The sequence below is a fragment of the Sphingobium sp. RSMS genome (assembly GCF_005406185.4).
Classification (GTDB): Bacteria; Pseudomonadota; Alphaproteobacteria; order Sphingomonadales; family Sphingomonadaceae; genus Sphingobium; species Sphingobium fuliginis.
In genome coordinates this window covers 1339662-1366559 of the sequence record NZ_CM191257.1, presented here as the reverse complement: position 1 = coordinate 1366559, position 26898 = coordinate 1339662, and the positions used below count along the sequence as shown (strand labels likewise).

Sequence of the window (26898 nt, the reverse complement as noted above, 5' to 3'; positions counted from 1 at the left end):
GGCCATGAAGCATTCGGGAGGAAAGCGGCAGCATGATCGCTGAGGCCGGCCTTGCCGCATTATGGCTCGCCGCGTCCTTGGCGCTGCTCCAATTGGCGCTGGCCGCTGTCGGCCTGGCGGGCGGCAAGAGCGAGCTGCTGGGCGCCGTCCGTCCGGTGGCGGTCGCGCAGGGGGTGCTGACCGCGACGGCCTTCGCCTTGCTGATCATGCTGTTCCTGCGATCCGACATGTCGGTCCTGCTCGTCGCCACCAACAGCCATTCGATGAAGCCGTGGCTCTACAAATTCGCTGGAACCTGGGGCAATCATGAAGGGTCGATGCTGCTTTGGGTGACGGTGATGGGCGTCGCCGGATCGGCCGTCGCCTTATTCGAGCGGGCCTTGCGGCGTGAAACCCATATGGCGACGCTGGGCGGACAGGCGGCGATCAGCCTTGGTTTTTACGCTTTCCTGCTTTTCGCCTCCAATCCCTTCGCGCGGATCGACCCGCCGGCCCCGGACGGGCAGGGTCTCAATCCGCTGCTGCAGGACCCTGGGCTCGCCTTCCATCCGCCGACCCTCTATCTCGGCTATGTCGGCCTGTCCGTCGCCTTTTCCTTTGCCGTGGGGGCGCTTTTGACCCGGCAGGTCGACGCAGCCTTTGCGCGCGCCATGCGGCCCTGGGTATTGGGGGCGTGGATATTGCTGACGCTCGGCATCACGGCGGGCAGCTATTGGGCCTATTATGAGCTGGGCTGGGGCGGCTGGTGGTTCTGGGACCCGGTGGAGAACGCCTCGCTCATGCCGTGGCTGGCGGCGACGGCGCTGCTGCATAGCGTGACCGTGCTGGCCACCCGCGACGCCCTGCGCGCCTGGACGGTGATGCTGGCGGTCGTCGCCTTCTCCATGTCGATGGTCGGCACTTTCCTCGTCCGGTCGGGCATCCTGACCAGCGTCCATGCCTTTGCCGTCGATCCGGAGCGCGGAACCTTCATCCTGGCGTTGCTCGGCATCTATATCGGCGGGGCGCTGGCGCTGTTCGGCTGGCGCGTGGGCGCGGTCCGCGAGGGCGCGCCGTTCGAGCTGGTCAGCCGGGAAACCATGCTGGTCGTCAACAATCTGCTGCTGTCGGTCATATTGGGGCTGGTGCTGATCGGCACGCTTTATCCGCTGCTGACCGAGGCCTTCGGCCATAAGGTGTCGGTCGGCGCGCCCTATTTCGACCGCATCGCCGGGCCTGTCGCACTTGCCTTGATGATCGTCATGGTCCTTGGGCCGCTGACCCGCTGGCGGCGCGACCGGATGCGGGAGGTGAGCCGGCGCATAGCCGTCCCGCTGATAATGGCGGGATTGGTTTTCCTCGCCTTATCGGCATTCGCCTGGGGACGGATCGGCATATTGCCTTTCCTCGGCCTGGTGATCGCCCTGGCCGTCGCTGTGGGGAGTGTCGCGCCGCTCTGGAAGCGCAATCTGCGTCGCACGCCGCTTTTCACCTGGGGCATGGTGATCGCGCATCTGGGCTGCGCGGTCAGCCTGGCGGGCATGGCCTACGATTCGGCCTTCACGGTGGAAAAGCTGGTGGCCGCCCGCCCCGGCGATACTGTGGAGACGGCGGGCTGGACGATCCGGTTCAAGCAGATTCTGCCGATAGCGGGCGATAACTGGACCGCGCTCCAGGCGGATATGGAAGCCAGCCGGGGCGGTGGGGAGCCGGTCCTGATCCACCCGCAGTCCCGCTTCTTCGCCTCGCCGCCCACGACGACGACGGAGGCCGCTCTGCTGACCCGCTGGAATGGCCAGCTCTATGTCGTGCTGGGGCAGGAGGCGGATGAAGGCCGCTGGCAGCTCCGCATCTGGTGGAAGCCTTTCGTGACGCTGATCTGGCTGGGCGGTTTCCTGATCGCTGTGGGCGGCGCACTGGCGCTGGTCGGGCGGGAACGGCGCGGATGGCTGCTCAAATGGCGGGCGCGCAGGGCCGTGGAGGCCGGCGCATGAGGAAGCTGCTGATCTGGCTGCCGCTGGCGCTGTTCCTTGGTTTTTTCGGGCTGTTTGCCAGCGGGCTGCTGCGTCCGGACGACCGGATCATCAATTCGAAACTGGTGGGCAAGGCGCTGCCTGCCTTTGTCCTGCCTGCCGCCGCGAGCGACCGGCCGCCGCTGGCAAGTTCGGAACTCGCGACCGGCAAGCCGCGCCTGCTCAATATCTTCGCGAGCTGGTGCGTGCCCTGCGCGGCCGAGGCGCCGCAGTTGCTGGCGCTCAGGCAGGCGGGCGTGGAGATCGACGCCATCGCCATCCGCGATGCCCGGCCCGATGTCGACGCCTTCCTCAAGCGCTATGGCAATCCCTATTCCCGCATCGGCCTGGATGCGCGGAGCGAGGTGCAGATCGCCATGGGTTCGTCGGGCGTGCCCGAAAGCTTCATCATCGATGGAAGGGGCCGCATCGCCTATCAGCATGTCGGCGACATCCGTCAGGATGATGTGCCGATGATCCTGGACCGGCTGAGGAATGCGCAATGAGGATGCTGGTCGCCCTGCTGGCGCTGATGCTGAGCGTGCCGGTCTTCGCGCAGTCCGCGCTGCCGCCGGCGCCCTATGCCGACCGCCAGATCGAAGACCCGGCCCTGGAGAAGAAGGCGCGGACGCTGATGGAGACGATCCGCTGCCTCACCTGCCAGAGTCAGTCGATTGCCGACAGCAATGCCAGCATGGCCGGCGACATGCGCTCCCAGATTCGCGAACGCATCATGGCGGGGGAAGAGCCCGAGCATATCCGCGCCTGGCTGATCGAGCGCTATGGCGACTGGGTCAGCTATGAGCCGACAGCCGATCCGATCCTCTGGCCGCTCTGGGCCGCGCCCCTGATCCTGCTGGGATTGGGGCTGCTGCTGCTGCGCGGTCGGATCAAGCGGGGGAGGCGGGCATGACCGGCTGGATCATTGCCGGCGCCCAGCTGGTCCTGGTGAGCGTGGCGCTCGTCCTTGTCGGGCGGGTGCCGAGGTCGGCCTGGGAAATCACGGCCGCTGCGCTGTTGCTGGGTTTGGCCGGCTATGCGTGGCAGGGCCGTCCCGGACTGGCTGGCTCGCCCCGGCAGGCGGCCGACAGGGGCGGCGCCGCGTTCGACGAGAAGCTGGCCGAGCAACGCCGGGGCCTTGCCGAGCGCTATGGCAAGGCGGGCCAATGGCTGATGCTTTCGGACGGCCTTGGCCGACAGGGGAAGACGAAGGAAGCGGCGAACGTCCTTTTGTCCGGACTTCGCGAGACTCCGGACGATCCCAATTTGTGGCTGGGCTTCGGCAATGCGCTGGTCGCGCATGCAGGCGGAGTGCTGTCTCCCGCCGCCGATTTCGCCTATCGCCGGTCGATGGCGATCGATCCCGAAGGTCCGGCGCCCCGCTATTTCTACGGACTGGCCCTCGCCCGGGCGGGGCAACTCAAGGAAGCACGCGCCCTTTGGGGCCCGCTGGCCGCCAGCGCCCCCGAAGGCAGCGAGGTCAAGAAGGAACTCGAAGGCAATATCGCGCGTATCGATGCCATGCTCGGGTCCGAAGGCCGATAGACGGTCGAAGCCGCAGCGGCATCATTGCCACCACCCGGGAGCCGTGATAGGGCGCGGCGGTTTGCGGGGGCTTATGGAATGACAAGACGGGCCGCTTCCCCGTTCGGGTGTCCAAAGATCATGACAATTCGGCATTTTCTTCATGGCTGACGAGATCACCAACGGCGCCGTGCGCGTCGATGACGAGAGCGCCCATGATCACGGTCATGCCGGACAGAAGGCCACGCTGAAGCTGGTCGTCGGTGCGATCGGCATCGTCTTCGGGGACATCGGCACCAGCCCGCTTTATGCCTTCCGCGAAACATTCGCCGGACATCATCATCTGGACCTCGATCCGGATCATATATTGGGCGTCATCAGCCTGATGTTCTGGTCGATGATGCTGGTCGTGACGCTGAAATATGTCACCGTCATCATGCGTGCGGACAACAAGGGGGAGGGAGGCAGTCTCGCCCTGCTCGCCCTGATCAACGGCCAGACCAGGACGCAGCGATGGTCGCGCGGCATCGTCCTGCTCGGCGTGTTCGCGACGTCCCTTTTCTACGGCGACTCGATGATCACGCCCGCCGTGTCGGTGCTGTCGGCGGTCGAGGGACTGGCGGTCTACAACAGCAGCCTTGCGCCGCTGATCCTGCCGGCCGCGATCGTCATCCTGCTCGGCCTGTTCTGGATACAGGGACTGGGGACCAACCGGGTCGCATCGCTGTTCGGCCCGATCATGCTGTTCTATTTCCTGACCATCGCGGTTCTGGGCATCATCAGCATCGTCAAGACGCCGGGCATCCTCCACGCCTTCAATCCCTATTGGGCGGTCATGTTCTTCGTCACCGATCCGCTGCCGGCATTCCTCGCCCTGGGCGCGGTCGTGCTGGCCGTGACCGGCGCGGAAGCGCTCTACGCCGATATGGGGCATTTCGGACGCAGTCCGATCCGCGTGTCCTGGCTGACCTTCGTCCTGCCCGCCTTGATGATGAACTATATGGGGCAGGGCGCGCTGCTGTTCCGGGAGGGCGCGGCCGCCCTTCACAGCCCCTTTTATTATCTGGCGCCGCAATGGGCGCAATTGCCGCTGGTCGGGCTGGCCACGCTGGCCGCGATCATCGCCAGCCAGGCGGTGATCTCCGGCGCTTTTTCCGTCACGCAGCAGGCAATCCAGCTCGGCTTCATGCCGCGCCTGCGGATTGCGCATACCAGCGCGTCGACGGCCGGCCAGATCTACATCCCCCTCATCAACTGGGGGCTGATGGTCATGGTGATCCTGTTGGTGCTGGTGTTCCAGACCTCGTCGAACCTCACGGCCGCCTATGGCATCGCCGTCACGGGCGCGATGTTCATCGACAATGTGTTGCTGACGGTGCTGCTCTACCGGCTATGGAAATGGCGCTGGTATTATTCGGCGCCGCTGCTGTCGGTGCTGTTCCTGGTGGACGGCGCCTATCTGGCCGCCAATTTCACCAAGGTGCCCGATGGCGGCTGGTTCCCGCTGCTGATCGGCTTCGTGATCTTCACCCTGCTCACCACCTGGTCGCGCGGGCGCCGTCTGGTTCAGGACCGGCTGCGCGAAGCGGCCATGCCGATTCCCGTCTTCGTCGCGTCCGCCGCGAACAGCGCGGTTCGGGTGCCCGGTACGGCGGTTTTCATGACCTCCACGCCCGATGGCGTTCCCCATGCGCTGCTGCATAATCTCAAGCACAACAAGGTGTTGCATGAGCGCGTCATCCTCTTGACCGTCAAGATCAAGGATGTGCCGGTTGTAGAAGATGACGGGCGCTTCAAGCTGGAGGATCTGGGCCGCGGATTCTTCCGGCTGGTGCTGCAATATGGCTTCATGCAGGAACCGGACGTCCCCGCCGCGCTCAAGAATGTGACTGGCTGCGGTCAGGCGTTCAGGATGATGGACACCAGCTTCTTCCTTGCCCGGCAGACGCTGCTGCCGTCGGCCAAGCCGGGGATGCCGCTGTGGCGCGAGAAGATTTTCGCCTGGATGCTGCGCAATGCGGAAAGTGCAATGGAATTCTTCCGGCTGCCGACCAATCGCGTGGTCGAACTGGGCAGCCAGGTCGAGATCTGATCCATATAAAAGGGCGCGGCAGGACCGCCGCGCCCCATCTTCCATCCAAGCGGATCAGGCCGCGTCGCGATCGGCATTGATCTCGACGAGCTGACCGCCGTTGATCGCGATCTTCTTCGGCTTCATCGCCTCCGGAACCTCACGCACCAGTTCGATCGTCAGCAGACCATCGGCCAGGTCGGCCTTTTCGACCCGCACGAAATCGGCGAGTTCGAAGCGGCGTTCGAAGCTGCGGTTGGCGATGCCGACATGCAGGAAGCGAGAGCGGTCGCCGCCCTGCGATTCTTCCTTGCGCCCGGTGACCTGGAGCAGGTTCTGCTGGGCAGTGATGTCGATCTCGTCCGTCCGGAAGCCCGCGACGGCCAGCGTGACGCGATAGCGATCTTCGGAAATCCGTTCGATGTTGAACGGGGGATAATTGTCGCCTTGCTGCAACCGGGCGTTGTTCTCGATCAGGTCGAAGAGACGATCGAAGCCCACGGTCGAGCGGCGATAGGGGGTAAGGTCAAAACCACGCATTGTCATAATCTCCCAAAGAGCAAAATGAACATGCCGGACCCAGAACAAGGCATCCGGCGGTACCATGCCCAACCCCATATGGCGGCTGGACGGCTTTGATATGGTTCGATGGAAAAGCGTTTCAAGTGGTCTGGCGACGGGATTTTGGATGCGTGGCGGGCGCCATGCGCAGCCTTGTTCACATGCCCGGAGGCGGCCCAATGGCTGGTCGTTCAAGCCCGAAAAGAAAAGTACCCGGGCCGTGTTTCCACGACCCGGGTACTAATGGACGATTGCTCGTCTCCCCCTTGGCCTGCCTCGACCGCTTCTCAGCCCCCTAAGCTCGAAGCGGGATGCAGTATCCCTGAACCACGGCCATTTACCTGTGCTTCGTCGCCTGTGCTATGTATAGAGCAGGCCGCTGTCACGGGCTATTTCCCAGCCTTGTGATTTTCCCCGCGAGGCTGTGGCTCCGGTGCAACAATCCGGCAATGCTTGCCGTCGTTCGATAGCATGCTAGACGGGCTGCCTGTCCAATCGAGAGGCCATTCGCGCCGTCATGATTCTATCCCGATACGAACGCATGATTGCCAAGCGTTACCTGCTGCCCGGCAAGGGGGAGGGGTTCATATTCCTGGTTGCCGGCATCAGCCTGGCCGCCGTGATGCTGGGGGTGGCGGCGCTGATCATCGTGATGAGCGTGATGAACGGCTTTCGCGCCGAACTGTTCGACAAGATCGTGGGCCTTAACGGTCATGCCGTCGTCCAGGGCTATGGCGGACGCCTGCCGGACTGGAAGGCGGTGTTGAGGGAGGCGAAGGCGACGCCCGGCGTGACCAGCGCCACGCCATTGATCGAGCAGCCCCTGCTGGGCAGCTTTCAGGGGCGGGTGGAAGCGGTGCTGGTGCGCGGCATGACGGTGAACGACATCCGCAACAATGCAACGCTGAAGGCGAAGGTCGTGGCCGGCAGCCTGAGCGCGCTGACCCCCAATGGCGGCAAGGTGGCGATAGGGTCGCGGCTGGCGGAAAATCTGGGAATCCAGTTGGGCGACAGCCTTACCATCATCAATCCCGCGGGCCGTTCGACGCCCTTCGGCACGGTGCCGCGGCAGGTATCCTATCAAGTGGCCGCCATTTTCGAGGTCGGCATCTACGATTATGACAAGGCCTTCGTCGTCATGCCGGTGGAGGACGCCCAGACATTGCTGCTGTTGGGCGATGTCGTCAGCATGATCGAGGTGGAGACCGTCAACGCCGACCAGGTGGCCGCCATATTGGAACCCTTGGCCGGCAAGGTCGCGGGCCGCGCGATCGTCACCGACTGGCGGCAGATGAATGCCTCGCTGTTCGAGGCGCTGGCGGTCGAGCGCGTCGCCATGTTCGTCGTGCTGTCGATCATCGTGCTGGTGGCGGTTTTCAACATCCTCTCCTCGCTCATCATGCTGGTGCGCGCGAAGACGCGCGACATCGCCATCCTGCGGACCATGGGTGCGAGCCGGGCCGGGCTGGTGAAGATATTCATGACCGTGGGCGTGACGATCGGCGCGCTGGGCATGGCGGCGGGCATGGTGCTGGGCTTCACCTTCCTGTTCTTCCGTCAGAGCGTGGTGAACGCGATCCAGTTCATGACGGGGCAGAATCTCTGGGACCCGTCGATCCGCTTCCTCACCGAATTACCGGCCAAGCCCGATCCGGTGGAGATCGCCATCATCTGCCTGATGGCGTTGATCTTCAGCTTCCTGGCGACGCTCTATCCCGCGTTCAAGGCCGCCAATACCGATCCTGTGCAGGTGCTGCGTTATGAATGAGATATTGAAGGTCGCAGGCCTCAAGCGCAGCTTCACCCAGGGCGGCGTCACCATAGAGGTGTTGCGCGGTGTCGAGTTGTCGGTGGCGCCGGGAGAAATCGTGGCGTTGCTCGGTCCGTCGGGATCGGGGAAATCGACGCTGCTCCAGGCGGTAGGACTGTTGGAGGGCGGCTTCGACGGATCGATCCGCATCGCGGGCGAGGAAGCGGCGAAGCTCGACAATGACGGACGGACGCGGCTTCGCAGGGATGCGCTGGGCTTCGTCTATCAATTCCACCATCTGCTTCCCGACTTCAATGCGGTGGAGAATGTCATCCTGCCGCAGGTGATCCGCGATGAGGAGATGGCAACGGCCCGCGCTCGCGCCGAATCCCTGCTCGGGTCATTGGGGCTTGGCCATCGGCTGGAACATCGGCCCAGCCAGCTTTCCGGCGGCGAGCAGCAGCGCGTGGCCGTGGCGCGGGCGCTCGCCAACCGGCCTGCGCTGGTCCTTGCGGACGAGCCCACCGGCAATCTGGACGAGCGGACCGCCGACGTCGTGCTGGCCGAATTCCTGCGGCTGGTGCGCGAGGAAGGTTCCGCCGCGCTGGTGGCGACGCATAATGAAAGACTGGCGGAGAAGATGGACCGGGTTGTCCGCCTTCATGAAGGACTGCTGGAGGAAAGTTCAGGCGGAATGTGACGCCGCATCCCGGACCGTCGCGATGACGATCTGGTTCCTTCCCTGATTCTTCGCCCGAAGCAGCGCGGCGTCCGCCGTCCGGACCAGTGTTTCCGCCCTGCCATGGTCGGGGAAGACGGCAAGGCCGAAGGAGGCTGTGATCGGCCCCAGTTCTTCGCCCCGATGCTCGACTCGCAGTTCCTGCAATTTCTGCTGCACCTGAATGGCGCGGTCGATGGCCTGATCCTGCGCGAAGCCGGGCATCAACAGCACGAACTCCTCCCCGCCCAGACGGAAAGCGCAATCCTTTTCCCGCAACGCTTCGTCCAGCACGCCGCCCACGGCGCGCAGCACGGCATCGCCCGCATCATGGCCATGGGCGTCGTTGAACCGCTTGAAATGATCGATGTCGACCATCAGGCAGGCCAGCGGCGTCAGGGCGCTTTCGGCATGGGCCACCTGTTCGTTGAACACCGCATCGAAGCGGCGACGATTGGCCAGCCCGGTCAGCGGATCGGCCATGGCCATCTGCCGCAACGCATCGCGCAGCCGCAGATTGGCAAGAGCCAGGCCGATATTTTCCGCCAGCATCTCCAGATATTTCTCGGTGCGGCCGATCTGGTCGGCGGTACGATCCTCGGGCTGCTCGACATAGAGCAGGCCGATGCTCTCCCCCTGCGCCGTCAGCGGTATGCAGATGGTGCGGACCTGCGCATTTCCCGTCAGATGCTCGCAGGGAATGTCGACCAGATCGCCGGCCGGCTTGTGAATCTGCCCCCGCCGCAGCGCCCAACAGGTGGCGGGCGTAAAATCGCCGCCCGACTGCCGGGGCGACAGCCAGTCGCAGGCCTGCACCATCATGTTGCGGCGCGTGTCGTGAATGTAGAGCCGCCCGGCAAAACCCGGCGCGATCTCAGGCGCGAAACGCCGGACGACCTCGACCAGATCGCTGGTGCTGTCGCATCCCTGCAGGCGTTGCGTCATGCGGGAAAGCTGGTCGCGCGTGATCCGGTCCGCATCGCGTTCCTGCTCCAGCCTTTGCCTTTCCAGGCCGTTTTCCCGGAAAATGCGGATGGCCTGCGCCATGTCGCCAATCTCGTCCACCTGGGGAAAGTCGGGCGGCACAGCGGCGTAGTCCTGCGCGGCAAGGCGCGTCACAACATCGCTCAGCCTCACAACCGGACGCAATATGCGCTGCTTCAGGATGAAGTAGAGCACGCACAGGAACAGCAGGGCGGTAGCACCCAGCATGATTTCCGACATGATGCGCCACTGCCGGGCCGCTTCGGTCGCCTGCTGGACGGTGTTTTCCGCCCGCTGATCCAGCATATACTGGAACTTGCCGATCTGGGCGGCGACGCGATCGAGTTCCCGGCCATATTCGTCCCCGAAGACTATGGTGCGCGCGGTCTCCCGGTCTCCCTTTTCGGCGGCGTTGATGGCGGCTTCCTGCTCATCGGTCAGCGCGTCGGCCCAGTGCAACCCCTGCCGCAACGCCGCCAGTTCGCTGATGCTTGCCCCCCGGTCGCGCAGATGCAGGATACGCTGCTCGACAGAGCGGAGCGCCGCCTTCTCCCGCCGATAGGCGATGATATGCGACGGATCGCCCGTAATCACATAGGCGCGCGCCTGCTCGGTCAGCCGATAGGTGTCTTCCTCCAGCGTGGCGGTCATCTGGTCGAACACGGCCCGCTGCTCGACGGCGGCCCGCTCCTTTTCTTCCGCGCTGGAGGCCATCAGCATGACCGCCCCCGAAGCGAGGGTAAGGGCCACGGTGGCGCCATAGGCATAGTTGGTGATGGTGGATAGACGCATGATCCGCTCAGGCTAGAACTCAATAGTTGGAGATGTGTTAACCATCGGCCAGTGACGGTGCAATTTTACCCACGACTTTCTGCGTCCGGGGGCTGGCGCCGAATCGGTGGGAATGCCTAGATGAGGTCATGCCTCATGCCGGTTTCGTCCCCCTTCGCGTCTTTTCATCCTTCACCATGCTGGAGGGGGCGATCGACCCCAAGAAGATCGCGAAGCAGGCCAGGGCTCTGGGCTTTCCCGCCGCGGCCATCACCGACCGTAACGGCCTGTATGGCTCCATGGCCTTTTCCGACGCCTGCAAGGGGGAGGGGGTGCAGCCGATCATCGGCGCGATGATCGGCATTTCGCGCCCCGACCGCCCGGCCAATGCGGCGCCCGTGCACGACTGGATCGCCCTCTATGCGCAGGATGCGGTCGGCTATGACAATCTCTGTGCGCTGGTATCCATGGCGCATCTCGACCGGCCCGTCGAAGAGGTGCCGCATATCAGCCTAAACATGCTGGAGGGGCGGACCGATGGCCTGATCGCCTTGACCGCCGGAGGGGAAGGCGCGCTGGCGCGGCTCTTCGCCGAGGATCAGCCTGCTGCTGCGCTGGCCTATGCCAGTCGGCTGGAAGCGCTGTTTCCCGGAAGGCTCTATATCGAAATCTGCCGCCGTTTCGACCCCATCGAAGGGAAGGCGGAACCGGAACTGCTCGACCTTGCCTATGCCCGCGACCTGCCTCTGGTGGCGACCAACCCGACCTGCTTTGCCGAGCCGCATTTCCACGAAGCGCATGACGTGATGCTCTGCATTGCCGACAGCGCCTATGTCGAGACGCCCGACCGTCGCACCAGTTCGCCGGACGCCTGGATGAAACCGGCGGCGGAGATGAGGCGGCTGTTCGAGGATTTGCCCGAAGCGCTCGCCAATACGCTGGTGGTCGCCCAGCGCTGCGCCATTGCCGCCCCCAAGCGCAAGCCCATCCTCCCCAGCCTGGCCGGCGACATAGAGGGCGAGGCGAAGATGCTGCGCGAGCAGGCGACGGCAGGGCTGGAAGCCCGGCTGGCCAAGGCCGGCATCACCGACGAGGAAGCGCGAAAGCCCTATTTCGACCGGCTGCGGTTCGAAGCCGACATCATCATCCAGATGGGATTTCCGGGCTACTTCCTGATCGTGGCCGACTTCATCAAATGGGCGAAGGATCATGACATTCCGGTGGGGCCGGGACGTGGTTCGGGCGCTGGATCGGTCGTCGCCTGGGCGCTGACGATCACCGATCTGGACCCGCTGCAACTGGGATTGCTGTTCGAGCGCTTCCTGAACCCGGAACGCGTCTCCATGCCGGACTTCGACATCGACTTCTGTGAAACCCGGCGAGGCGAGGTGATCCGCTACGTCCAGCAGAAATATGGCACGGACCATGTCGCGCAGATCATCACCTTCGGAAAGCTGAAGGCGCGCGCCGTTCTGAAGGACACGGGCCGCGTCCTGCAGATGAGCTATGGGCAGGTCGACCGCCTGGCCAAGCTGGTGCCCAACCATCCGACCGATCCCTGGACGCTGGAACGCTCGCTGAACGGCGTGGCGGAGTTCAGGGCGGAATATGACAATGACGCGCAGGTCAGGCGACTGATCGACTATGCGATGAAGCTGGAGGGCTTTCCGCGCCACAGCTCCACCCATGCGGCGGGCGTGGTGATCGGCGACAGGCCGCTGTCGCAACTGGTGCCGCTCTATCGCGATCCGCGCTCCGACATGCCGGTGACGCAGTTCGACATGAAATATGTCGAGGGCGCGGGGCTGGTGAAGTTCGACTTCCTTGGCCTCAAGACGCTGTCCGTCTTGCAGAAGGCGGTGCAACTGCTTGCGGGCCGGGGGGTGGAGGTCGACCTCAATTCGCTCGGCTGGGACGATCCGGCGGTCTATGAACTGCTCCAGCGGGGCGATACGGTCGGCGTGTTCCAGTTGGAATCGGAGGGCATGCGCAAGACGCTGGCCGCCGTGCGTCCAACCAATTTCGGGGACATCATCGCGCTGGTGTCGCTCTACCGCCCTGGGCCGATGGATAACATCCCGATGTTCGGCCGTCGCAAGAACGGTCAGGAAGAGATTGAATATCCACATATATTGCTGAAACCGATCCTGGAAGAGACCTATGGCATCTTCGTCTATCAGGAACAGGTGATGCAGGCCGCGCAGATATTGGCGGGCTATTCGCTGGGCGATGCCGACCTTCTGCGCCGCGCCATGGGCAAGAAGATCAAGGCGGAGATGGATGCGCAACGCGCCCGCTTCGTCGAGGGGTGCGCGAACAGCGGCATCGCGGCGGGCAAGGCGAACGATCTGTTCGACTTGATCGACAAGTTCGCGGGCTATGGCTTCAACAAGTCGCACGCCGCCGCCTATGCTCTGCTTGCCTATCAGACCGCCTGGCTGAAGGCGCATTATCCGGCGGAATTCTATGCCGCGTCCATGGCCTTCGACATCCACCTGACGGACAAGCTGACCGTGTTCGTGGACGACATGCGGCGCATGGGGCTGAGCTGCCTGGCGCCGGACATCAACCGCAGCCTGGCGGATTTTTCGGTCGAGCCGGTCCAATATGAAGGCGACGACCCGCGCCTGGGCTTTGCCGTGCGCTATGCGCTGGGCGGGCTGAAAGGCGTGGGCGAGAAGGCGATGGAACAGCTTGTGGCCGAGCGGGAGGTTGGCGGCCCGTTCAAGTCGCTGGACGATTTTGCCGACCGGATCGAGCCGCGTCTGCTCAACCGGCGGCAATTGGAAAGCCTGGCGGCGGCTGGCGCCTTCGACGGCGTGCATGCCGACCGGGCCGGCGTCCATGCAGCGGCGGAAACGATCCTCAGCGTCGCCTCCAGCGCTGCGGAGGCAAGGGAAAGCGGTCAGGGCGGTCTGTTCGGAGATGTCGAAACGCCGCATGCGGATGTCCGCATCCCGCCGCACCAGACCTGGTCGACGGCGGACCGCATGGCGCAGGAAAAGGATGCCTTCGGCTTCTATTTCTCCGCGCATCCGGTGGACCGCTACCGCCATCTGGCAGAGGCGCGCGGCGCGAAAAGCTATGGCGCGATTTGCGCCGAACCGGTGGCGGAGGGCGGACGTGCCACCGGCGTGATGGCGGCCATGGTTGAGGATGTGCGCTGGCGTGAAACCAAGCGCGGTGCGCGCTATGCCGCCGCAACATTCTCCGACAGCAGCGGTCAGTTTCAGGCAAGCTGCTTCGATGAGGATGCCTGCAAGGCTATCGAGGATATGGCGCGCGAAGGCGATTGCGCGTTGCTGATGGTTGAACTGGACCGCTTGCCGGGCGAAGAAACGCCGCGGGTGACGGTCCGCGGGGTGGAACCTTTCCGCCAATTGGCCAATAGTTCCCGCATGGAACTGGTGGTCGATGTGAGCGATGCAGCCGCAATCGGGACGTTGGCGCAGCTTCTGGCGCGCGCGAAGGGAGGACGGAGCGAAGTCTTCCTGCGTGCGCCCGTGGGGGGAGGCAAGGCGGCGCGGCTGTTCCTGGGCGACGATTATCTGATCGGTGCGGACCAGGTCGACAGCATCGCGACGATTGCCGGCCTGCGCATTGGGTCGTTCGAACGGATGGAAGCCAAAGCGGACGGCTATCGCGCACGCAATCGGCGTTCGGGCTTGCGCTTGGTGGCTGGTTGAGCTTCCTCCGGTCGAGGACAGCTTGCCCTCACCGTCGCCATGTGCAGGAACCCCAGTTCCGAAGCTCGATCTGGAGCCTGAACCCCTAGAATAGGCTCATCTGGTCACCCTCCGGCCTTCGGAACAGATCGGTGCGCAGAGTCACCCGTTCTCCAGTGAAGCCCGCCCGTTTACGTGCCTTTTGAAAGCGCGTGCGGATCAGGTCGGCCCATACTCCCTGCCCGCGCATCCGGCTGCCGAAATTCGCGTCATTGTCGCGACCGCCCCTTATGTCATGGATGATTGCCATCACCTTGGCCGCGCGGTCGGGATAATGTTCTTCCAGCCAGGCGCGGAACAGCGGGGCGACTTCATGGGGCAGGCGGACGGGAATATAGCTGGCGTCCCGTGCGCCAGCCGATGCGACGCGAGCGACAATATCCTCTATCTCATGATCGGTGATAGCGGGAACTATGGGCGATATGCTGGCGACGACCGGTATGCCCGCATCCGCCAACCGCCGGATCGCCTCCACCCGGCGAAGCGGATGCGGCGCGCGCGGTTCCAGCGTTCTGGCCGTGGCGGGATTCAGCGAGGTCACCGAAATCATCACCGCGACCAGCCTTTCCCGCGCCATGCAGGTCAGCAGGTCGATGTCGCGCAATATCCGGTCGGATTTGGTCGTGATATAGACCGGATGACGGCATTCCCACAATATTTCAAGGCATTGTCTGGTGATCCTCCAGTCCCGTTCGATCGGCTGATAGGGATCGGTATTGGTGCCCATCGCGATCGGGTTGACCTGATGGGATTTCTTGGAAAGCTCCTTGCGAAGCAACGTTGCCGCGTCGGGCTTGGCAAACAGCCGGGTTTCGAAATCCAGGCCGGGCGACAGGTCGTGATAGGCATGGGTCGGACGGGCGAAGCAATAGATGCAGCCATGTTCGCAGCCCCGATAGGCGTTGATCGACTGGCTGAAGGCAATGTCGGGAGAGTTGTTGCGGCTGATGATGGTTCGAGGGCTTTCTACCGTCACCTCCGTACGCCGCCGCGGCGGGACGCCGTCAATGTCGGCCAGGGCATCCAGCCAATCGCCGTCGGACGTTCGTTCGGGCATGTTGAAACGCCGGCTTTCGCCGTTTACCGTCGCACCTCTGCCTTTCTCAACCGCCATCTCGGAATTAGAACATAAAGGGAACATATTGACAAGGCCGTATCCGCCGGTTCATCTGAAGCCCATTCGAAAAGGGGGACATCATGCGGAAGATCATCGCCGTGGCAGGTTTGTGGATGGCGGCTTTGGCAACGCCCGGCCTGGCTGCCGACGCTGGGGCCTGCGGTGCGGGCCTGATATGCGCGAGCGATCCGCAAACCGTGGTGCAGGCGCTTCAGGCCGCCGGATACAAGGCGCTGTTGGGCAAGAGCAAGCAGACCGGCAATCCGAAGATCGAAAGCGCGGCGAGCGGCTATGATTACTCGATCTTCTTCTATGAATGCGAGCAGACGCGGCATTGCGGGTCGCTGCAATTTCAGGTGAGCTTTGAGGATGACGGCGGCAATACGCCGGAGCTTGCCAATAAATGGAACAAGGACAAGAGGTTCGCGCAGATGTCCGTCTGGGACGACGGATCGCTGGCGGTCGCCTATGACGTGACGACCGTCGGCGGGCTTAACCAGAAGAATTTCGCGGATGTGATCGACTGGTGGACGGTCATGCTGGGTGAGGCCAGCAAATTCTTCAAGGAAAACCCTGCGCCGACCAAATGAGGCCGCAAATTGTGGCGATGTCTCAGCGTTCGGTCAGGCGCGGCATGAGTTCCACGAAATTGCAGGGCCGGAAACGATTGTCGAGTTGGCTGACGAGGATGCCGTCCCAGGCATCCTTCACCGCGCCCGTCGATCCAGGCAGCGCGAAGATATAGGTGCCCCGTGCGACGCAGGCGGTCGCCCGCGACTGGATGGTGGACGTGCCGATGCTTTGATAGCTGAGCCAGCGGAACAACTCTCCAAAGCCCGGAATTTCCTTGTCCTGCACCTGCGCCAAAGCCTCCGGGGTGACGTCGCGGCCCGTGACTCCCGTTCCGCCTGTCGTGATGATGCAGTCGATCTGCGGATCGTCGATCCAGCCATGCAGACGCGCGACGATGGCCGAGCGTTCGTCCCGCTCGATATGACGGTCGGCCAGGACATGGCCGGCGGCGGCAATGCGATCCGCCAGAATGTCGCCCGACCTGTCGTCGGCGGCCGTGCGGCTGTCCGACACTGTCAGCAATGCAATCCGAACCGGCAGGAAGGGCCGGCCTTCGTCGATCGGCATCAGTCGGAACCGCCGGCAATACTGGCGGCGATGCTTGCGCTGGCCATCGGCTTCCTGGGAGCCAGGCGCACCAGGCGCGTGCCCTTCGTTCCCGGAAAGGTCGGCCAAAGTCCCTGCGCCATGCCGGCCAGCGATTCCGCACTGCCCTTCGCCTGGATCTGATACATCCAATAGTTGCGCATCACGATGTTCACATAGGCGCGCGTTTCGTAATAGGGCAGGGATTCGATGAACAGCAGCGGGTCGCCATTGTCCTTCACTTCGCTGTTCCAACGCTCGACGGGCATCGGCCCGGCATTATAGGCGGCCATCACCTTGGGCAGCAGCCCGCCGGTCGCGCCCATGTCGCGCAGATTTTCGAGGTAGCGCTGGCCATATTCCATATTGGTCGACGGCACGAACAGTTGATCGGACGCGGAAAGCCCCATCAGGCTGCCCGTGCTGGGCAGCACCTGCATCAGTCCGCGCGCGCCTGCGCTGCTCACGACATCCCGGCGGAAACCGGATTCCTGGAGCGCATGGGCATAGATCAGCGCCGGGTCGACCCGCCATCCACCATCCGGCCGCCAATCGGGCGCGGGGAAGCGCGCGAAACTGCCCGGCTGCTTGCCCGCAGGACCGTTATGAGCGAGCCAGAGCTGGGTTTCCGGCAGGCTCAGCGCGCCCGCCAGCCGGATCAGCGCATCATATTGGCCGGTCCCGCCGATCTTCGCCTGATAGCGCAGGATCTGGTCCGCTCGTGCCGTTTCACCAATGGCTGACAGGGTGACGGCCGCCCGCACATTAGGGCTGTCCTTGAGCTGCTGCCATTCCGTAGCGCCGAAGCGAGGTGCGGCAGGCGCGCCGCCCAAGGGCACGGCCAGCGTTTCGCGGGCGAGCAGGCCGTAGAAGCTCTCTTCCGAGCGCGCAGCGGTCTTCAGCAGGGCTTCGACCCGCTCCGGTTCTCCGCACACCATATAGGCGCGCGCCGCCCAATAGGCGCCTGCTGCGCGCATGTCGCTATTGCCGGCCAGCGTCGCGACATTGCCGAAAGCAGGCGCAGCGGCCCGGCAGTCATTCTGGCGCCAGGCCGCAAGGCCGGTGGTCCAATAGGCCTGAACAGCCCAATCGCCGCCGCTGCGGCCTTCAAGGGCCTTCGCCGCCATGCGCCGGGCGTTGGCGTCGTCGCTTTCGATATAATAGGCCCAGGCGATGCGCTGCCGCACTTCGGTCAGGCCCTCCGGCGTCAGCCCCGCCTCACCGGTGGAAAGCAGGGCTTCGGCGCCGGCCGGATCGTCATTCTTGATGAAGGGCTGGATTTGACCGACCAGTGCCTGAGCCAGCGCATCGGTCTTCACCGCCGACACATATTCGCGGCGGGGCGCGCCACCCAGCCAGACCATCTTCTGCACCTGGGGCAGGGCGGGCAGGATCGTGGCGCCACGCTTCTGCGCCAGCCGGGAAAGCTGATCGGCCTTGTCCAGCCATGGCGCCTTGTTGATGAGGTCGAGCAGTTCGAACAGCTCGACCCTGGGGGAATTCCTTGCGAGGTAGAGTTCGGCCAGGGCGACCGGGCGGAAAGCGTCCTGTGCGTCCAGCGCGCCGATCATCGCCTTCGCATCCATCCATTTCTGGTCCCGCAAGGCGGCGTAAATGGCGCTGTACCGGCCCTTGTCGGCCTCGCTCAGCTGGAGAGGCGATGAGGGCAATTCCCTGGCAATCGCGGGAACAGTAACCGCCGTGTCGGCGTTTGCCGGCATGGCCGTCGCGGCGAAAGCCAGCGCTGCCAGGCATGATGAAAGGGTGGTTGCGCGAATCACTCAGTCATTTCCTCGATCAGACCTTGCAGCACACGCCAACATTCTGCCTTTGCTGCGGGTTGGCCAAGCAGCAAACGCGGGTGAAATGTGGCGAAGGCGGGTAAGGTGCCGCCATCATGGTTAAAATTCCGTAAACCTGTCTCCGGCGTTGGCAGAAGGGTGCGGATCGTCCGGTCGCCCAACAACAATAATCTTCGGGGGGAGGCAAGCATCACATGTGTGCGCATGCGCGCTGCGGCGGCCGCCAGGTCCGACGCCTCCACCATCGCGCCCGGCGGACGCGACAGGAAGAGCGACCCCAGATGGATGTCCTGCCGCTTGAGGCCGATCGTCCGCAACATGGCATCGAACAATTGACCCGCACGCTCGCTGAGCAGGGCTCCTGCCCCGATGTCTGCGGGATCGGGCATGTCGGTGATGACCATGAGAGGTGCGTTGACGGGCCCTGCGGGCATCAGCGCGGCGCCCGGCCAGCGCCGCTCCGGCTGGGCGGCGTCCTCCGCAAGCCAAGTCAGGAAGGAGTCGAAAGACTGGGGCTTCGCCTGGGCGGGAGCATCGTCGGACGCGGCGATCCGCTTTCGCGGCGGCTCCTGAACGGGGCGCAACCAGTTGGTCGGTTCCTCCCCGATGGCGCAATCCACGCCGGCCAGCCTCCACCACGCCATATAGGCATTGGCGGTCTCCGCCAGATTTTCCTGCAATAATCCCCGCATCGATTGTCTTGGGCCAGAGGTTGACGCCGTGGTCAAGTTTCTTCATCGCGCTCAGTGGCAAAACGTTTGGGTAGCGCGGCGACCGGATCAGGAAGGAAAACCGGCGGCGTCGACGAAATGGAGGGAATATGAGCGAACGGGATTCGATGCCCTATGACATCGTCATCGTCGGCGGGGGACCGGCGGGGCTGTCTTCGGCCATCAGGCTGAAGCAACTCGCGAACGAGGCTGGGCAGGAATTGTCGGTTTGCGTGCTGGAAAAGGGCTCGGAAATCGGCGCCCATATCCTGTCGGGCGCGGTGGTCGATCCCAAGGCGCTGGATGAGTTGTTCCCCGAATGGCGCGACATGGGCTGCCCGATGGCCGAAGTGCCGGTGACGGACAATCAGCACTGGTTCCTCAGCAAGGGCGGCAAGATGAGCATGCCGCACATCATGACGCCGGGCTGGATGCACAACAAGGGCACCTATACCGGATCGCTGGGCAATCTCTGCCGCTGGCTGGCCGAACAAGCCGAGGGGCTGGGCGTCGAAATCTTCCCCGGCTTCGCGGCGGCGGAAATCCTCTACAATGAGGACGGGTCGGTGAAGGGCGTCGCGACCGGCGACATGGGTATCGACCGGGAGGGCAATCGCAAGCCTGACTATCAACCTGGGCTGGAACTGCATGCGCGCTACACCTTCTTTGCGGAGGGCGCGCGGGGCCATCTCACCAAGATATTGAAGCGCCAGTTCGCGCTAGATGCCGACAGCGAGCCGCAGGTCTATGGCCTGGGCATGAAGGAATTGTGGGACATCGATCCCGCCAAGCACAAGCCCGGCCTCGTCATCCATACCCAGGGCTGGCCGCTGACCGACGCCTATGGCGGCGGCTTCCTCTACCACCAGGCCAATGGGCAGGTGGCGCTGGGCTTCGTCGTGGGGCTGGGCTATCGCAACCCCTATCTCTACCCGTTCGAGGAATTCCAGCGCTGGAAGCAGCATCCGGAAATCCGCAAATATCTGGAGGGCGGCCGTCGCGTCTCCTATGGCGCGCGGGCGATCAACGAGGGCGGCTGGCAGTCGATCCCCAAGCTCGCCTTCCCGGGCGGCGCGTTGATCGGTTGCTCGGCGGGCTTCGTCAACGTGCCCCGCATCAAGGGTACGCATACCGCGATGAAGTCGGGCATGCTGGCGGCGGAAGCGGCCTTCGCTGCGATCCGGGCCGAACGGTCGAGCGATGTGCTGGACGATTATGAGGCCAATCTGCGGTCGAGCTGGATCGCGACCGAACTGCAACTGGTCAAGAATGCCGAGCCGCTGCTGTCGAAGTTCGGCAACACCATCGGCACGGTGCTGGCGGGCATCGACATGTGGATGCGCACGCTGAAGATCGGCCTGCCCTTCACGATGAAGCACAAGCCCGATGCGGAGAAGCTGTGGCGCAAGGACGTGTCGAGGAAGATCGACTATCCCAAGCCCGATGGCGTGATCAGCTTCGACCGGCTGTCGTCGGTGTTCCTCAGCAACACCAATCATGAGGAGGATCAGCCGGTCCATCTCCAGCTCAAGGACCCGTCCATCCCGATTTCCTACAACCTGCCCCTTTATGACGAGCCGGCGCAACGCTATTGTCCGGCGGGCGTCTATGAAGTGGTCGGGCTGGAAGAAGGCGAACCCCGCTTCCAGATCAATGCGCAGAACTGCGTCCACTGCAAGACGTGCGACATCAAGGACCCGACCCAGAACATCAACTGGGTGGTGCCCGAGGGCGGTGGAGGACCGAACTATCCGAACATGTAGGCGCCTACCTCAACAGGCATTTGCTGCAATCATGCTGGTGCTGCCCGCCGCGGCGGGCGCATCGGTGGACCCCGGCAGCGCATTGCATGCCTATATGCGGGGGCGCCTGGCCGATGACGACGGCGCTCCCGGCCTTGCGCTGACCAGCTACCGGCAAGCGCTGGCGGGCGATCCCGCCAGTCTGGAGGTTGCACGCCGATCCTATTTCCAGGCGGTGATCAGCGGCGATATGGGGCTGGCGCTGCGCTCCGCCGCCGTACTGGAAAGCGACGGAATCCTGCCGCGCGACGGCACTCTGCTCCAGATCGCGGATGCGCTGAACCGGAAGGATTGGGCAGGTGCAAGGCTGATCGTCGACCGCATGGTGGCGGAAGGCAATTTCGCCTTTCTGGCGCCGATCATGCGCAGCTGGATATCGGTGGGGGAGGGGCGCTATGCGGCGCCCGTCATCGATCCCACGGATCGTTTCGCCTCCCTCGCGAAACGTTATCTGGACGAACATCTGGCGCTGCAGGCGCTGCGTAACGGCGACCTTCAGACTGCCCGGCCATCGATCAACCAGGCGCTTGCATTGCGGACCGCGGAGGCGGACGAACTGCGGCTGCTCTTCGCCGGACAATTGGCGGCGCGGGGCGCCAGGGCGGATGCGCTGGCGCTTCTGCCCGAAACCCACGCCAATTTCGCGCAGGCCCGCGAGGATATTGCCAGGGGCAAGGCGCTTTCGTTCCATGGCAAGGCCCTGACGGCGGGGCAGGGGTTCGCCCGGCTGCTTACCCGGCTGGCAGCCGACATATCCTCGGACGGCAGCACGGGGTCGCTGGGGATCAGGCTTGCGCGCATCGCCGCCTTTGCCGATCCTGCCGGGGCCGCGCCCCGCATCGTCGCCGCCGATTTGCTGAGCCGGGGCGGCTATGCGGCCTATGCGGTCGAGGAAGCCCGCAAGGTCCCCGGCGCCGGCTGGTACGGCGCGCTGGGGCAGGCCGAACTGGTCGAGGCATTGGCGGCGGCGGGCCAGCGGCCGGAGGCGATCACCCTTGCCCATGCGCTCGCAGCCGTCCCCAATGCGGAGCCCGAACGCCATGTCCGGCTGGGTCAGTTGCTGATGCAGGAAAAGGATTACCGGGCGGCCGCATCGGCCTTCCGCGCGGCGCAGGCAGGCTATTCGGACGATGCTGTTCCCTGGGCGCTGCTGCTGTTCGAAGGCAGCGCGTTGGAACAGGGCGCGCAATGGGACGAGGCGAGGGCGGTGCTGGAGAGGGCGGCCAGGCTGGCGCCGAACGAACCCGCCATACTCAATTATCTGGGCTATGCGCAGATCGAGCGGCGGCAGAACATGGATGCGGCGCTGGAATTGCTGAAGAAGGCGAGCGCGCTGAAGCCGCAGGATGCATCGATCACCGACTCCCTGGGCTGGGCGCAGTTCGTGACCGGCGACATCGATGCCGCCGTGCCGATATTGGAGCGGGCAGCGGCGGGCGCACCCTCAGACGCGACCATCAACGAACATCTGGGCGATGCGCTCTGGGCAGCCGGACGACGATATGAGGCGCGCTATGCCTGGCGCGCCGCGGCCGTCTTTGCTGAGGGAGAGACGGCGCAGCGACTGGCCGCCAAGACGAAAGAGGGGATGAAGCCGGAATATGCCGCACGTTGAAGCGGAGGATGTCGCCGCCCGCCCCGTGGACGCGGGCGAACTGGTCGAAACCGCCTTTGCCAAGATCAATCTGGCGCTCCATGTCCGGGGCAAGCGGGCAGACGGCTATCATGCGCTGGAGAGCCTGTTCGTCTTCGCCGAGTTGGGCGACCGGCTGACGGGCCGCATCCGCGCGGACGGAGAAATCAGGCTGGAGATGGATGGCCCGTTCGGCCCCTTGCTGGATGGCGGCCCGGACAATCTGGTGGTGAAGGCCGCCCGCGCGTTGCAGGCCCATCTGGGGGGAAGTCCCGGCGCCGATCTGAGGCTGACCAAGATATTGCCTGTCGCCTCGGGCATTGGCGGCGGTTCCGCCGATGCCGCGGCTGCGCTGCGTTTGCTGACCAGGCTCTGGAATGCGCCGATGGCTCCGCAGGCTCTGGAGCGCATCGCCCTGTCATTGGGATCGGACGTTCCCGCCTGCATCGGCAGCATCCCGCAAATGGTGCGTGGACGCGGCGAGCTATTGCAGCCCCAGGCTGTCGAAGGCCTTACCGCCATGCCGATCCTGCTCGTCAATCCCGGCGTCGCCCTGTCGACCGCGGAAGTCTTCGGACTTTGGGATCGACTAGACCGGGGTCCGCTTGCGGCAGAGGGGCTGGAACAGTTGATCAGCGAGGGGCGCAACGACCTGGAGCAGGCCGCCATGGCGGCAGCGCCGGTCGTCGCGGATGTACTGGCGGCGCTGGGAGCCTGCGCCGGATCGCGCCTTGTCCGCATGTCCGGGTCGGGCGCGACCTGCTTCGCCCTCTTCGATACGGATCGGCAGATGGCGGAGGCGGCGGCAGCCTTGCGCGCTGGTTGGAACGGATGGTGGGTCGCGGAAACGAGGATCAGGGCGGCATGAGCGAGGCTTTCACACAGATCGATGGAGGCGACCTCAACATCCTGATCATTGCCGATCATGCCTCGGCGCATGTTCCGGCGGACATTGATCTTGGGATCGATGCCGCCTTGCTGAGCGATCATATCGCCATAGACATCGGCGTGGCGGAGGTCAGCACGCTGCTGGCGCGGCAACTGGGCTGCACGGCGGTGCTCGGCGGCGTTTCGCGCCTCGTCATCGACCTCAACCGGGAAGAGGATGCACCCGGCCTGCTGCCCGTCATGAGCGATGGCCATGCCATTGCGGGAAACCGCCATGCCGACCTCGCCGACCGGATGATGCGGTTCCACCACCCCTATCATCATCATGTCGCGCGGCTGCTGGACGGCATGGCTTCGCCGTTCATCCTGTCCGTCCACAGCTTCACGCCGCGCCTCGCCAGCGATCCCGATCAGAAGCGGCCCTGGGACATCGGCGTGCTCTACAACCAGGATGACAGGGCCGCGCGGATCGCCATTCCCATGTTGGAGGCGGCGGGGCTCAAGGTGGGTGACCAACTGCCCTATTCGGGCAAGGTGCTGAACGCCACGATGAACCGTCATGCGGAGAGGAACGGCATTCCCTATCTGGGCATAGAGATGCGGCAGGATCTGGTCGGCGATGCGGAAGGGCAAAGGCGATTTGCCGCAATATTGGCTCCGGTGGTTCTCGAATGCCGCAGCCGGCTCGCATGACGGGCAGCGGGCAGGAATGATGAAATCCCGCTCGTTGATGCAAGATGCGCTTCTGTGTCTGGCGCTGGCCGGATGCAGCCCTCGCCCGGAGTCCGGCGAACTTGCGGGGAAAGGGCGGGAAATAATTTTCTGCGCAATCGGACCGGGCGCGGAGTGGAGCGAGGATTGTGCGGTCGAGCGGGATGGGAAGATGCTGACGGTGCGCCATGCGGACGGCGGCTTCCGGCGCTTCCGGATAGTCCATGACGGACGCGGAATCGCGCCGGCGGACGGGGCGGAACAGGCCGGTATTCAGGTCGCCGGCAAGGGGGCAATCGCGTTGAGCGTCGGGCAGGACCGCTATCGCCTTCCGGCCCGCTTCTCCGAAGGGAAGAAATGATGCGGATGCATGCGATCCTGACGGCGGCCGAGATGCGGCGGGCGGAGCAGGCCGTGATCGCAGCCGGCATCCCCGAATATATGCTGATGGAGCGCGCGGGGGCCGCCGCTGCGGAGATCATCTGGCGGGCAGGTGGAAAGCGTGATTTGCTGGTCCTCTGCGGTCCCGGCAATAATGGCGGCGACGGCTTCGTGATCGCGCGGCTCCTTCGGGCGCGAGGCGTGCCGGTGCGCGTCGCCGCCCTTGGCGAAAGCCGAACGGATTCTAGCATGAAGGCGCGGGAGGCATGGGGTGGCCCCGTCGAAGCTTTCCTGGACGCGGCGCCGGCGACGCAGATCGTGGACGCGCTGTTCGGGACCGGCCTCTCTCGTGGGCTGGACGGGGCGATCGCGGCGAAGCTGCGCGCCCTTACCGAACAGGCGAGCTTCAGCTATGCCGTGGACCTGCCGAGCGGCGTGCAGACGGATAGGGGCGAACTGCTTTCCGATGTGCCTGACATGGGCGTCTGCATTGCCCTAGGTGCGCTAAAGCCGGCGCATATGTTGCAACCGGCCGCAGGATGCTGGCGGCGGCTGGTTTGTGCCGACATCGGCATTGATGCGTCCGGCGCGAAGATTCACCGGCTGGCGCCGCCGCAATTGCATCCGCCGGCCCCCGAGGCGCATAAATATAGCCGGGGATTGGTTGCCGTGGTGGGCGGCGAAATGGCAGGCGCCGGACTGCTCGCCAGCCAGGCCGCGGCACGCGCGGGATCGGGCATGGTTCGGCATCTGGTGCAGGGTTCGGTGCACTTGGGGCCGGGCGCCATCGTTACGCAGCAGGCCGATAAGGCGGGGGATGTAGCGCGTTCGCTGAACGACGATCGGTTCAGGGCCATATTGGTAGGGCCGGGACTGGGACGTGGGAGCGAGGCTTCGGATCGGTGGAAAGCCGTACTTGCCGCCGGGCATCCGCTCGTTCTGGACGCCGATGCGCTGGTCTTGCTGGGAGAAGAGGGGGTGGACGCCATTCCGCAGGGCTCGGTCCTGACGCCCCATGAAGGCGAATTTGTCCGCCTGTTCGGAAATCTGCCGGGCAGCAAGGTGGAACGGGCGCTGGAGGCGGCGAAGCGGACGCGCGCGACGCTGATCTACAAGGGAAGCGACAGCATTGTCGCCTCGCCGGATGGGCGCGCTGTCCTTTCGCCGCCGGGTTCATCCTGGCTGTCGACGGCGGGGACGGGCGATGTTCTGGCGGGGCTGGTCGCTGCTCGGCTCGCTGTCACGGGGGACGGATTCCAGGCGGCATGTGAAGCGCTGTGGCTGCATGGAGAGGCGGCGAGGCGGGCGGGCGCGGCGTTCATCGCGGACGATTTGCTTGCGGAGCTGCCAGCGGCTATCGCCTCCCGCCTGTGACCGACCCTGATACCGACATCATCGTCCGCATCGCCGCGAAGGGCGATGGCGTGACCGCCCTTGGCCGCCATGTTCCGTTGACCGCGCCTGGAGACAGGATTGCGGCGGACGGCGGCATATTGCAGGGGCCGCATCATGTCGACGCGCCATGCGTTCACTTTCCGACCTGCGGCGGATGCGAGTTGCAGCATATCGACGATGCGAGCTACGCGGAGTTCGTGACGGCGCGCGTTGCAGGAGCCCTGGCAGGGCAGGGCGTGGAACCCGGCATGCTTCTGCCGCCGCATATCTCGCCGCCGAAGGTCCGTCGCCGTGCATCGCTGCGCGCGAGCAGGCAGGGGCGGAAGGTCGTCATCGGCTTTGCCGAATCGGGCAGCCATATGCTGGTCGACCTCGCGATGTGCGAGATCCTCGATCCCCGGCTGTTCGCGCTGGTGGCGCCGCTGAGGAGCCTGTGCGCGGTCATCCTGCCCGAGAAGCGCGCTGCGCATGTCCGCATGTCGCTGACCGATCAGGGCGTCGACCTTTTGCTGGAGGGCGTGCGGATCGAGGGGCTTGCCGCCGACGAGGCGCTTCTAACTTTTGCGCAGGACCATGGGCTGGCTCGCCTGACCATCGATGAAGGGGAGGGTCCGCAGACGCGGTGGGAACCGGAGCCGGTCACGGTCCGCTTCGGCGGCGTGCCGGTTGCCTTTCCGCCCTTCGCATTTCTTCAGGCGACCCCCGATGGCGAAGCCGCGCTGGCGCGGGAAGCGCAGGCCGCCATGCCGGCGGAGGGCGCCGTTGCGGATCTCTTTTGCGGGCTTGGCACATTCGCCCTGGCTTTGGGGGATGAGCGGCCCGTCTATGCGGCGGAGGCGGCGCGTGATCTTGTCCTCTCCCTCCAATCGGCGGCGAATAGGGCGCGGCGGCGCATGGTGGCGGATCATCGCGATCTGTTCAGGCGACCGCTGACGCCTGCGGAGATTGACCGGTTCGCGGGGATTGTCATCGATCCGCCGCGCGCAGGGGCGCGCGAGCAGGCGATGCAGCTCGCCGCATCGCGGGTGCCGGTGATCGCCTATATTTCGTGCAACCCTGCCAGTTTCGCGCGGGATGCCGCGCATCTGATCGCCGGCGGCTATCGGCTGGAGCGGGTTCGGCCGGTGGGGCAGTTCCGCTGGTCCACCCATGTGGAACTGGTCGGCATCTTCCGGCGCTGAAAGATTAGCCCCTCGCCGCGGGGGA

At 64.7% G+C, this 26898-nt stretch carries 22 protein-coding genes; 16 read left to right on the top strand and 6 right to left on the bottom strand.

Features of this window, described 5'->3' with window-relative positions:
• Positions 1–32 precede the first annotated feature (32 nt).
• The 5 genes from EGM87_RS06315 (at position 33) to EGM87_RS06295 (ending at position 5607) form a co-directional block, all read left to right on the top strand.
• Entirely contained in the window at positions 33–1973 is a 1941-nt protein-coding gene (locus EGM87_RS06315) for a heme lyase CcmF/NrfE family subunit (RefSeq protein ID WP_044662382.1), read from the top strand.
• Complete coding sequence (locus EGM87_RS06310) at positions 1970–2497, top strand: redoxin family protein (RefSeq protein ID WP_025547425.1); 528 nt, start codon at positions 1970–1972, stop codon at positions 2495–2497. Before EGM87_RS06315 ends, EGM87_RS06310 begins: the two co-directional genes overlap by 4 nt.
• Positions 2494–2904 (top strand): cytochrome c-type biogenesis protein, encoded by a 411-nt coding sequence (locus EGM87_RS06305; RefSeq protein ID WP_025547423.1) that lies wholly within the window; start codon positions 2494–2496, stop codon positions 2902–2904. Before EGM87_RS06310 ends, EGM87_RS06305 begins: the two co-directional genes overlap by 4 nt.
• Entirely contained in the window at positions 2901–3536 is a 636-nt protein-coding gene (locus EGM87_RS06300) for a tetratricopeptide repeat protein (RefSeq protein WP_044662380.1), read from the top strand. The genes EGM87_RS06305 and EGM87_RS06300 overlap by 4 nt, the downstream gene beginning before the upstream one ends.
• Positions 3537–3678: 142 nt before the next feature.
• Entirely contained in the window at positions 3679–5607 is a 1929-nt protein-coding gene (locus tag EGM87_RS06295; protein WP_044662379.1) for a potassium transporter Kup, read from the top strand.
• A 54-nt stretch (positions 5608–5661) separates the two neighbouring features.
• Here EGM87_RS06295 and EGM87_RS06290 read toward each other — a convergent pair whose 3' ends face one another.
• The gene (locus EGM87_RS06290; RefSeq protein WP_007685769.1) at positions 5662–6126 is read right to left on the bottom strand and encodes an Hsp20 family protein; all 465 of its coding nucleotides are present in this window, start codon (positions 6124–6126) and stop codon (positions 5662–5664) included.
• Positions 6127–6664: 538 nt separating this feature from the next.
• Here EGM87_RS06290 and EGM87_RS06285 point away from each other — a divergent pair.
• Both EGM87_RS06285 and EGM87_RS06280 read left to right on the top strand, forming a co-directional pair.
• Positions 6665–7915 (top strand): lipoprotein-releasing ABC transporter permease subunit, encoded by a 1251-nt coding sequence (locus tag EGM87_RS06285; RefSeq protein WP_044662378.1) that lies wholly within the window; start codon positions 6665–6667, stop codon positions 7913–7915.
• Positions 7908–8597 carry an ABC transporter ATP-binding protein gene (locus EGM87_RS06280; protein WP_025547415.1) on the top strand — a complete coding sequence of 230 codons (690 nt, stop codon included), beginning with the start codon at positions 7908–7910 and terminating at the stop codon, positions 8595–8597. Before EGM87_RS06285 ends, EGM87_RS06280 begins: the two co-directional genes overlap by 8 nt.
• Here the strand turns inward: EGM87_RS06280 and EGM87_RS06275 are convergent.
• Positions 8583–10391, bottom strand: coding sequence for a diguanylate cyclase (locus EGM87_RS06275; RefSeq protein WP_044662377.1), 1809 nt, complete (start codon positions 10389–10391; stop codon positions 8583–8585). The genes EGM87_RS06280 and EGM87_RS06275 overlap by 15 nt on opposite strands.
• Positions 10392–10519: 128 nt before the next feature.
• Between EGM87_RS06275 and dnaE the strand changes: the two genes are divergently transcribed.
• Positions 10520–14056 (top strand): DNA polymerase III subunit alpha, encoded by a 3537-nt coding sequence (gene dnaE / locus EGM87_RS06270; protein WP_044662376.1) that lies wholly within the window; start codon positions 10520–10522, stop codon positions 14054–14056.
• Positions 14057–14141: 85 nt separating this feature from the next.
• On the opposite strand, the gene EGM87_RS06265 is transcribed toward dnaE, so the two are convergent.
• Positions 14142–15209, bottom strand: a complete 1068-nt coding sequence (locus EGM87_RS06265) for a PA0069 family radical SAM protein (protein WP_044662375.1) — start codon at positions 15207–15209, stop codon at positions 14142–14144.
• 83 nt (positions 15210–15292) lie between these two features.
• On the opposite strand from EGM87_RS06265, the gene EGM87_RS06260 reads away from it, so the two are divergent.
• Positions 15293–15802: a YbjN domain-containing protein gene (locus EGM87_RS06260; protein WP_044662374.1), complete on the top strand. Its 510-nt coding sequence runs from the start codon at positions 15293–15295 to the stop codon at positions 15800–15802.
• A gap of 22 nt (positions 15803–15824) precedes the next feature.
• Here the strand turns inward: EGM87_RS06260 and moaB are convergent, their stop codons facing one another.
• The 3 genes from moaB to EGM87_RS06245 are packed head-to-tail and all read right to left on the bottom strand — an operon-like array spanning position 15825 to position 18864.
• Entirely contained in the window at positions 15825–16352 is a 528-nt protein-coding gene (gene moaB, locus EGM87_RS06255; RefSeq protein ID WP_044662373.1) for a molybdenum cofactor biosynthesis protein B, read from the bottom strand.
• Entirely contained in the window at positions 16352–18151 is a 1800-nt protein-coding gene (locus tag EGM87_RS06250; RefSeq protein ID WP_044662372.1) for a lytic transglycosylase domain-containing protein, read from the bottom strand. Before EGM87_RS06250 ends, moaB begins: the two co-directional genes overlap by 1 nt.
• Complete coding sequence (locus tag EGM87_RS06245; protein ID WP_044662371.1) at positions 18148–18864, bottom strand: uracil-DNA glycosylase family protein; 717 nt, start codon at positions 18862–18864, stop codon at positions 18148–18150. Before EGM87_RS06245 ends, EGM87_RS06250 begins: the two co-directional genes overlap by 4 nt.
• A gap of 128 nt (positions 18865–18992) precedes the next feature.
• Here EGM87_RS06245 and EGM87_RS06240 point away from each other — a divergent pair, with 128 nt between their 5' ends.
• Genes EGM87_RS06240 through EGM87_RS06210 form a run of 7 tightly spaced genes read left to right on the top strand, consistent with a single transcriptional unit; the run spans position 18993 to position 26873 of the window.
• Entirely contained in the window at positions 18993–20645 is a 1653-nt protein-coding gene (locus tag EGM87_RS06240; RefSeq protein ID WP_044662370.1) for an electron transfer flavoprotein-ubiquinone oxidoreductase, read from the top strand.
• Between the two features lie 31 nt (positions 20646–20676).
• Complete coding sequence (locus EGM87_RS06235) at positions 20677–22299, top strand: tetratricopeptide repeat protein (RefSeq protein WP_044662369.1); 1623 nt, start codon at positions 20677–20679, stop codon at positions 22297–22299.
• Positions 22286–23185 (top strand): 4-(cytidine 5'-diphospho)-2-C-methyl-D-erythritol kinase, encoded by a 900-nt coding sequence (locus EGM87_RS06230; protein ID WP_044662368.1) that lies wholly within the window; start codon positions 22286–22288, stop codon positions 23183–23185. Before EGM87_RS06235 ends, EGM87_RS06230 begins: the two co-directional genes overlap by 14 nt.
• Positions 23182–23898, top strand: coding sequence for an N-formylglutamate amidohydrolase (locus EGM87_RS06225; protein WP_044662367.1), 717 nt, complete (start codon positions 23182–23184; stop codon positions 23896–23898). The genes EGM87_RS06230 and EGM87_RS06225 overlap by 4 nt, the downstream gene beginning before the upstream one ends.
• Before the next feature lie 19 nt (positions 23899–23917).
• Positions 23918–24277: a hypothetical protein gene (locus EGM87_RS06220; protein ID WP_044663160.1), complete on the top strand. Its 360-nt coding sequence runs from the start codon at positions 23918–23920 to the stop codon at positions 24275–24277.
• The gene (locus EGM87_RS06215; protein ID WP_084694385.1) at positions 24277–25671 is read left to right on the top strand and encodes an NAD(P)H-hydrate dehydratase; all 1395 of its coding nucleotides are present in this window, start codon (positions 24277–24279) and stop codon (positions 25669–25671) included. Before EGM87_RS06220 ends, EGM87_RS06215 begins: the two co-directional genes overlap by 1 nt.
• On the top strand, positions 25668–26873 hold the full coding sequence (locus EGM87_RS06210) for a class I SAM-dependent RNA methyltransferase (protein WP_044662366.1): 1206 nt from the start codon (positions 25668–25670) through the stop codon (positions 26871–26873). Before EGM87_RS06215 ends, EGM87_RS06210 begins: the two co-directional genes overlap by 4 nt.
• The last annotated feature ends 25 nt before the right edge of the window (positions 26874–26898 follow it).

What these genes read in the sequence shown, in the direction of transcription:
- EGM87_RS06235 (WP_044662369.1), top strand. Translation starts at nt 20,677, where the DNA reads ATGCTGGTGCTGCCCGCCGCGGCGGGCGCATCGGTGGACCCCGGCAGC.
- EGM87_RS06290 (WP_007685769.1), bottom strand. Translation starts at nt 6,126, where the DNA reads ATGCGTGGTTTTGACCTTACCCCCTATCGCCGCTCGACCGTGGGCTTC.
- EGM87_RS06225 (WP_044662367.1), top strand. Translation starts at nt 23,182, where the DNA reads ATGAGCGAGGCTTTCACACAGATCGATGGAGGCGACCTCAACATCCTG.
- EGM87_RS06285 (WP_044662378.1), top strand. Translation starts at nt 6,665, where the DNA reads ATGATTCTATCCCGATACGAACGCATGATTGCCAAGCGTTACCTGCTG.
- EGM87_RS06275 (WP_044662377.1), bottom strand. Translation starts at nt 10,391, where the DNA reads ATGCGTCTATCCACCATCACCAACTATGCCTATGGCGCCACCGTGGCC.
- EGM87_RS06315 (WP_044662382.1), top strand. Translation starts at nt 33, where the DNA reads ATGATCGCTGAGGCCGGCCTTGCCGCATTATGGCTCGCCGCGTCCTTG.
- EGM87_RS06220 (WP_044663160.1), top strand. Translation starts at nt 23,918, where the DNA reads ATGAAATCCCGCTCGTTGATGCAAGATGCGCTTCTGTGTCTGGCGCTG.
- EGM87_RS06265 (WP_044662375.1), bottom strand. Translation starts at nt 15,209, where the DNA reads ATGGCGGTTGAGAAAGGCAGAGGTGCGACGGTAAACGGCGAAAGCCGG.
- EGM87_RS06240 (WP_044662370.1), top strand. Translation starts at nt 18,993, where the DNA reads ATGAGCGAACGGGATTCGATGCCCTATGACATCGTCATCGTCGGCGGG.
- EGM87_RS06230 (WP_044662368.1), top strand. Translation starts at nt 22,286, where the DNA reads ATGCCGCACGTTGAAGCGGAGGATGTCGCCGCCCGCCCCGTGGACGCG.
- EGM87_RS06260 (WP_044662374.1), top strand. Translation starts at nt 15,293, where the DNA reads ATGCGGAAGATCATCGCCGTGGCAGGTTTGTGGATGGCGGCTTTGGCA.
- EGM87_RS06300 (WP_044662380.1), top strand. Translation starts at nt 2,901, where the DNA reads ATGACCGGCTGGATCATTGCCGGCGCCCAGCTGGTCCTGGTGAGCGTG.
- dnaE (WP_044662376.1), top strand. Translation starts at nt 10,520, where the DNA reads ATGCCTCATGCCGGTTTCGTCCCCCTTCGCGTCTTTTCATCCTTCACC.
- EGM87_RS06310 (WP_025547425.1), top strand. Translation starts at nt 1,970, where the DNA reads ATGAGGAAGCTGCTGATCTGGCTGCCGCTGGCGCTGTTCCTTGGTTTT.
- EGM87_RS06305 (WP_025547423.1), top strand. Translation starts at nt 2,494, where the DNA reads ATGAGGATGCTGGTCGCCCTGCTGGCGCTGATGCTGAGCGTGCCGGTC.
- EGM87_RS06280 (WP_025547415.1), top strand. Translation starts at nt 7,908, where the DNA reads ATGAATGAGATATTGAAGGTCGCAGGCCTCAAGCGCAGCTTCACCCAG.
- moaB (WP_044662373.1), bottom strand. Translation starts at nt 16,352, where the DNA reads ATGCCGATCGACGAAGGCCGGCCCTTCCTGCCGGTTCGGATTGCATTG.
- EGM87_RS06215 (WP_084694385.1), top strand. Translation starts at nt 24,277, where the DNA reads ATGCGGATGCATGCGATCCTGACGGCGGCCGAGATGCGGCGGGCGGAG.
- EGM87_RS06245 (WP_044662371.1), bottom strand. Translation starts at nt 18,864, where the DNA reads ATGCGGGGATTATTGCAGGAAAATCTGGCGGAGACCGCCAATGCCTAT.
- EGM87_RS06295 (WP_044662379.1), top strand. Translation starts at nt 3,679, where the DNA reads ATGGCTGACGAGATCACCAACGGCGCCGTGCGCGTCGATGACGAGAGC.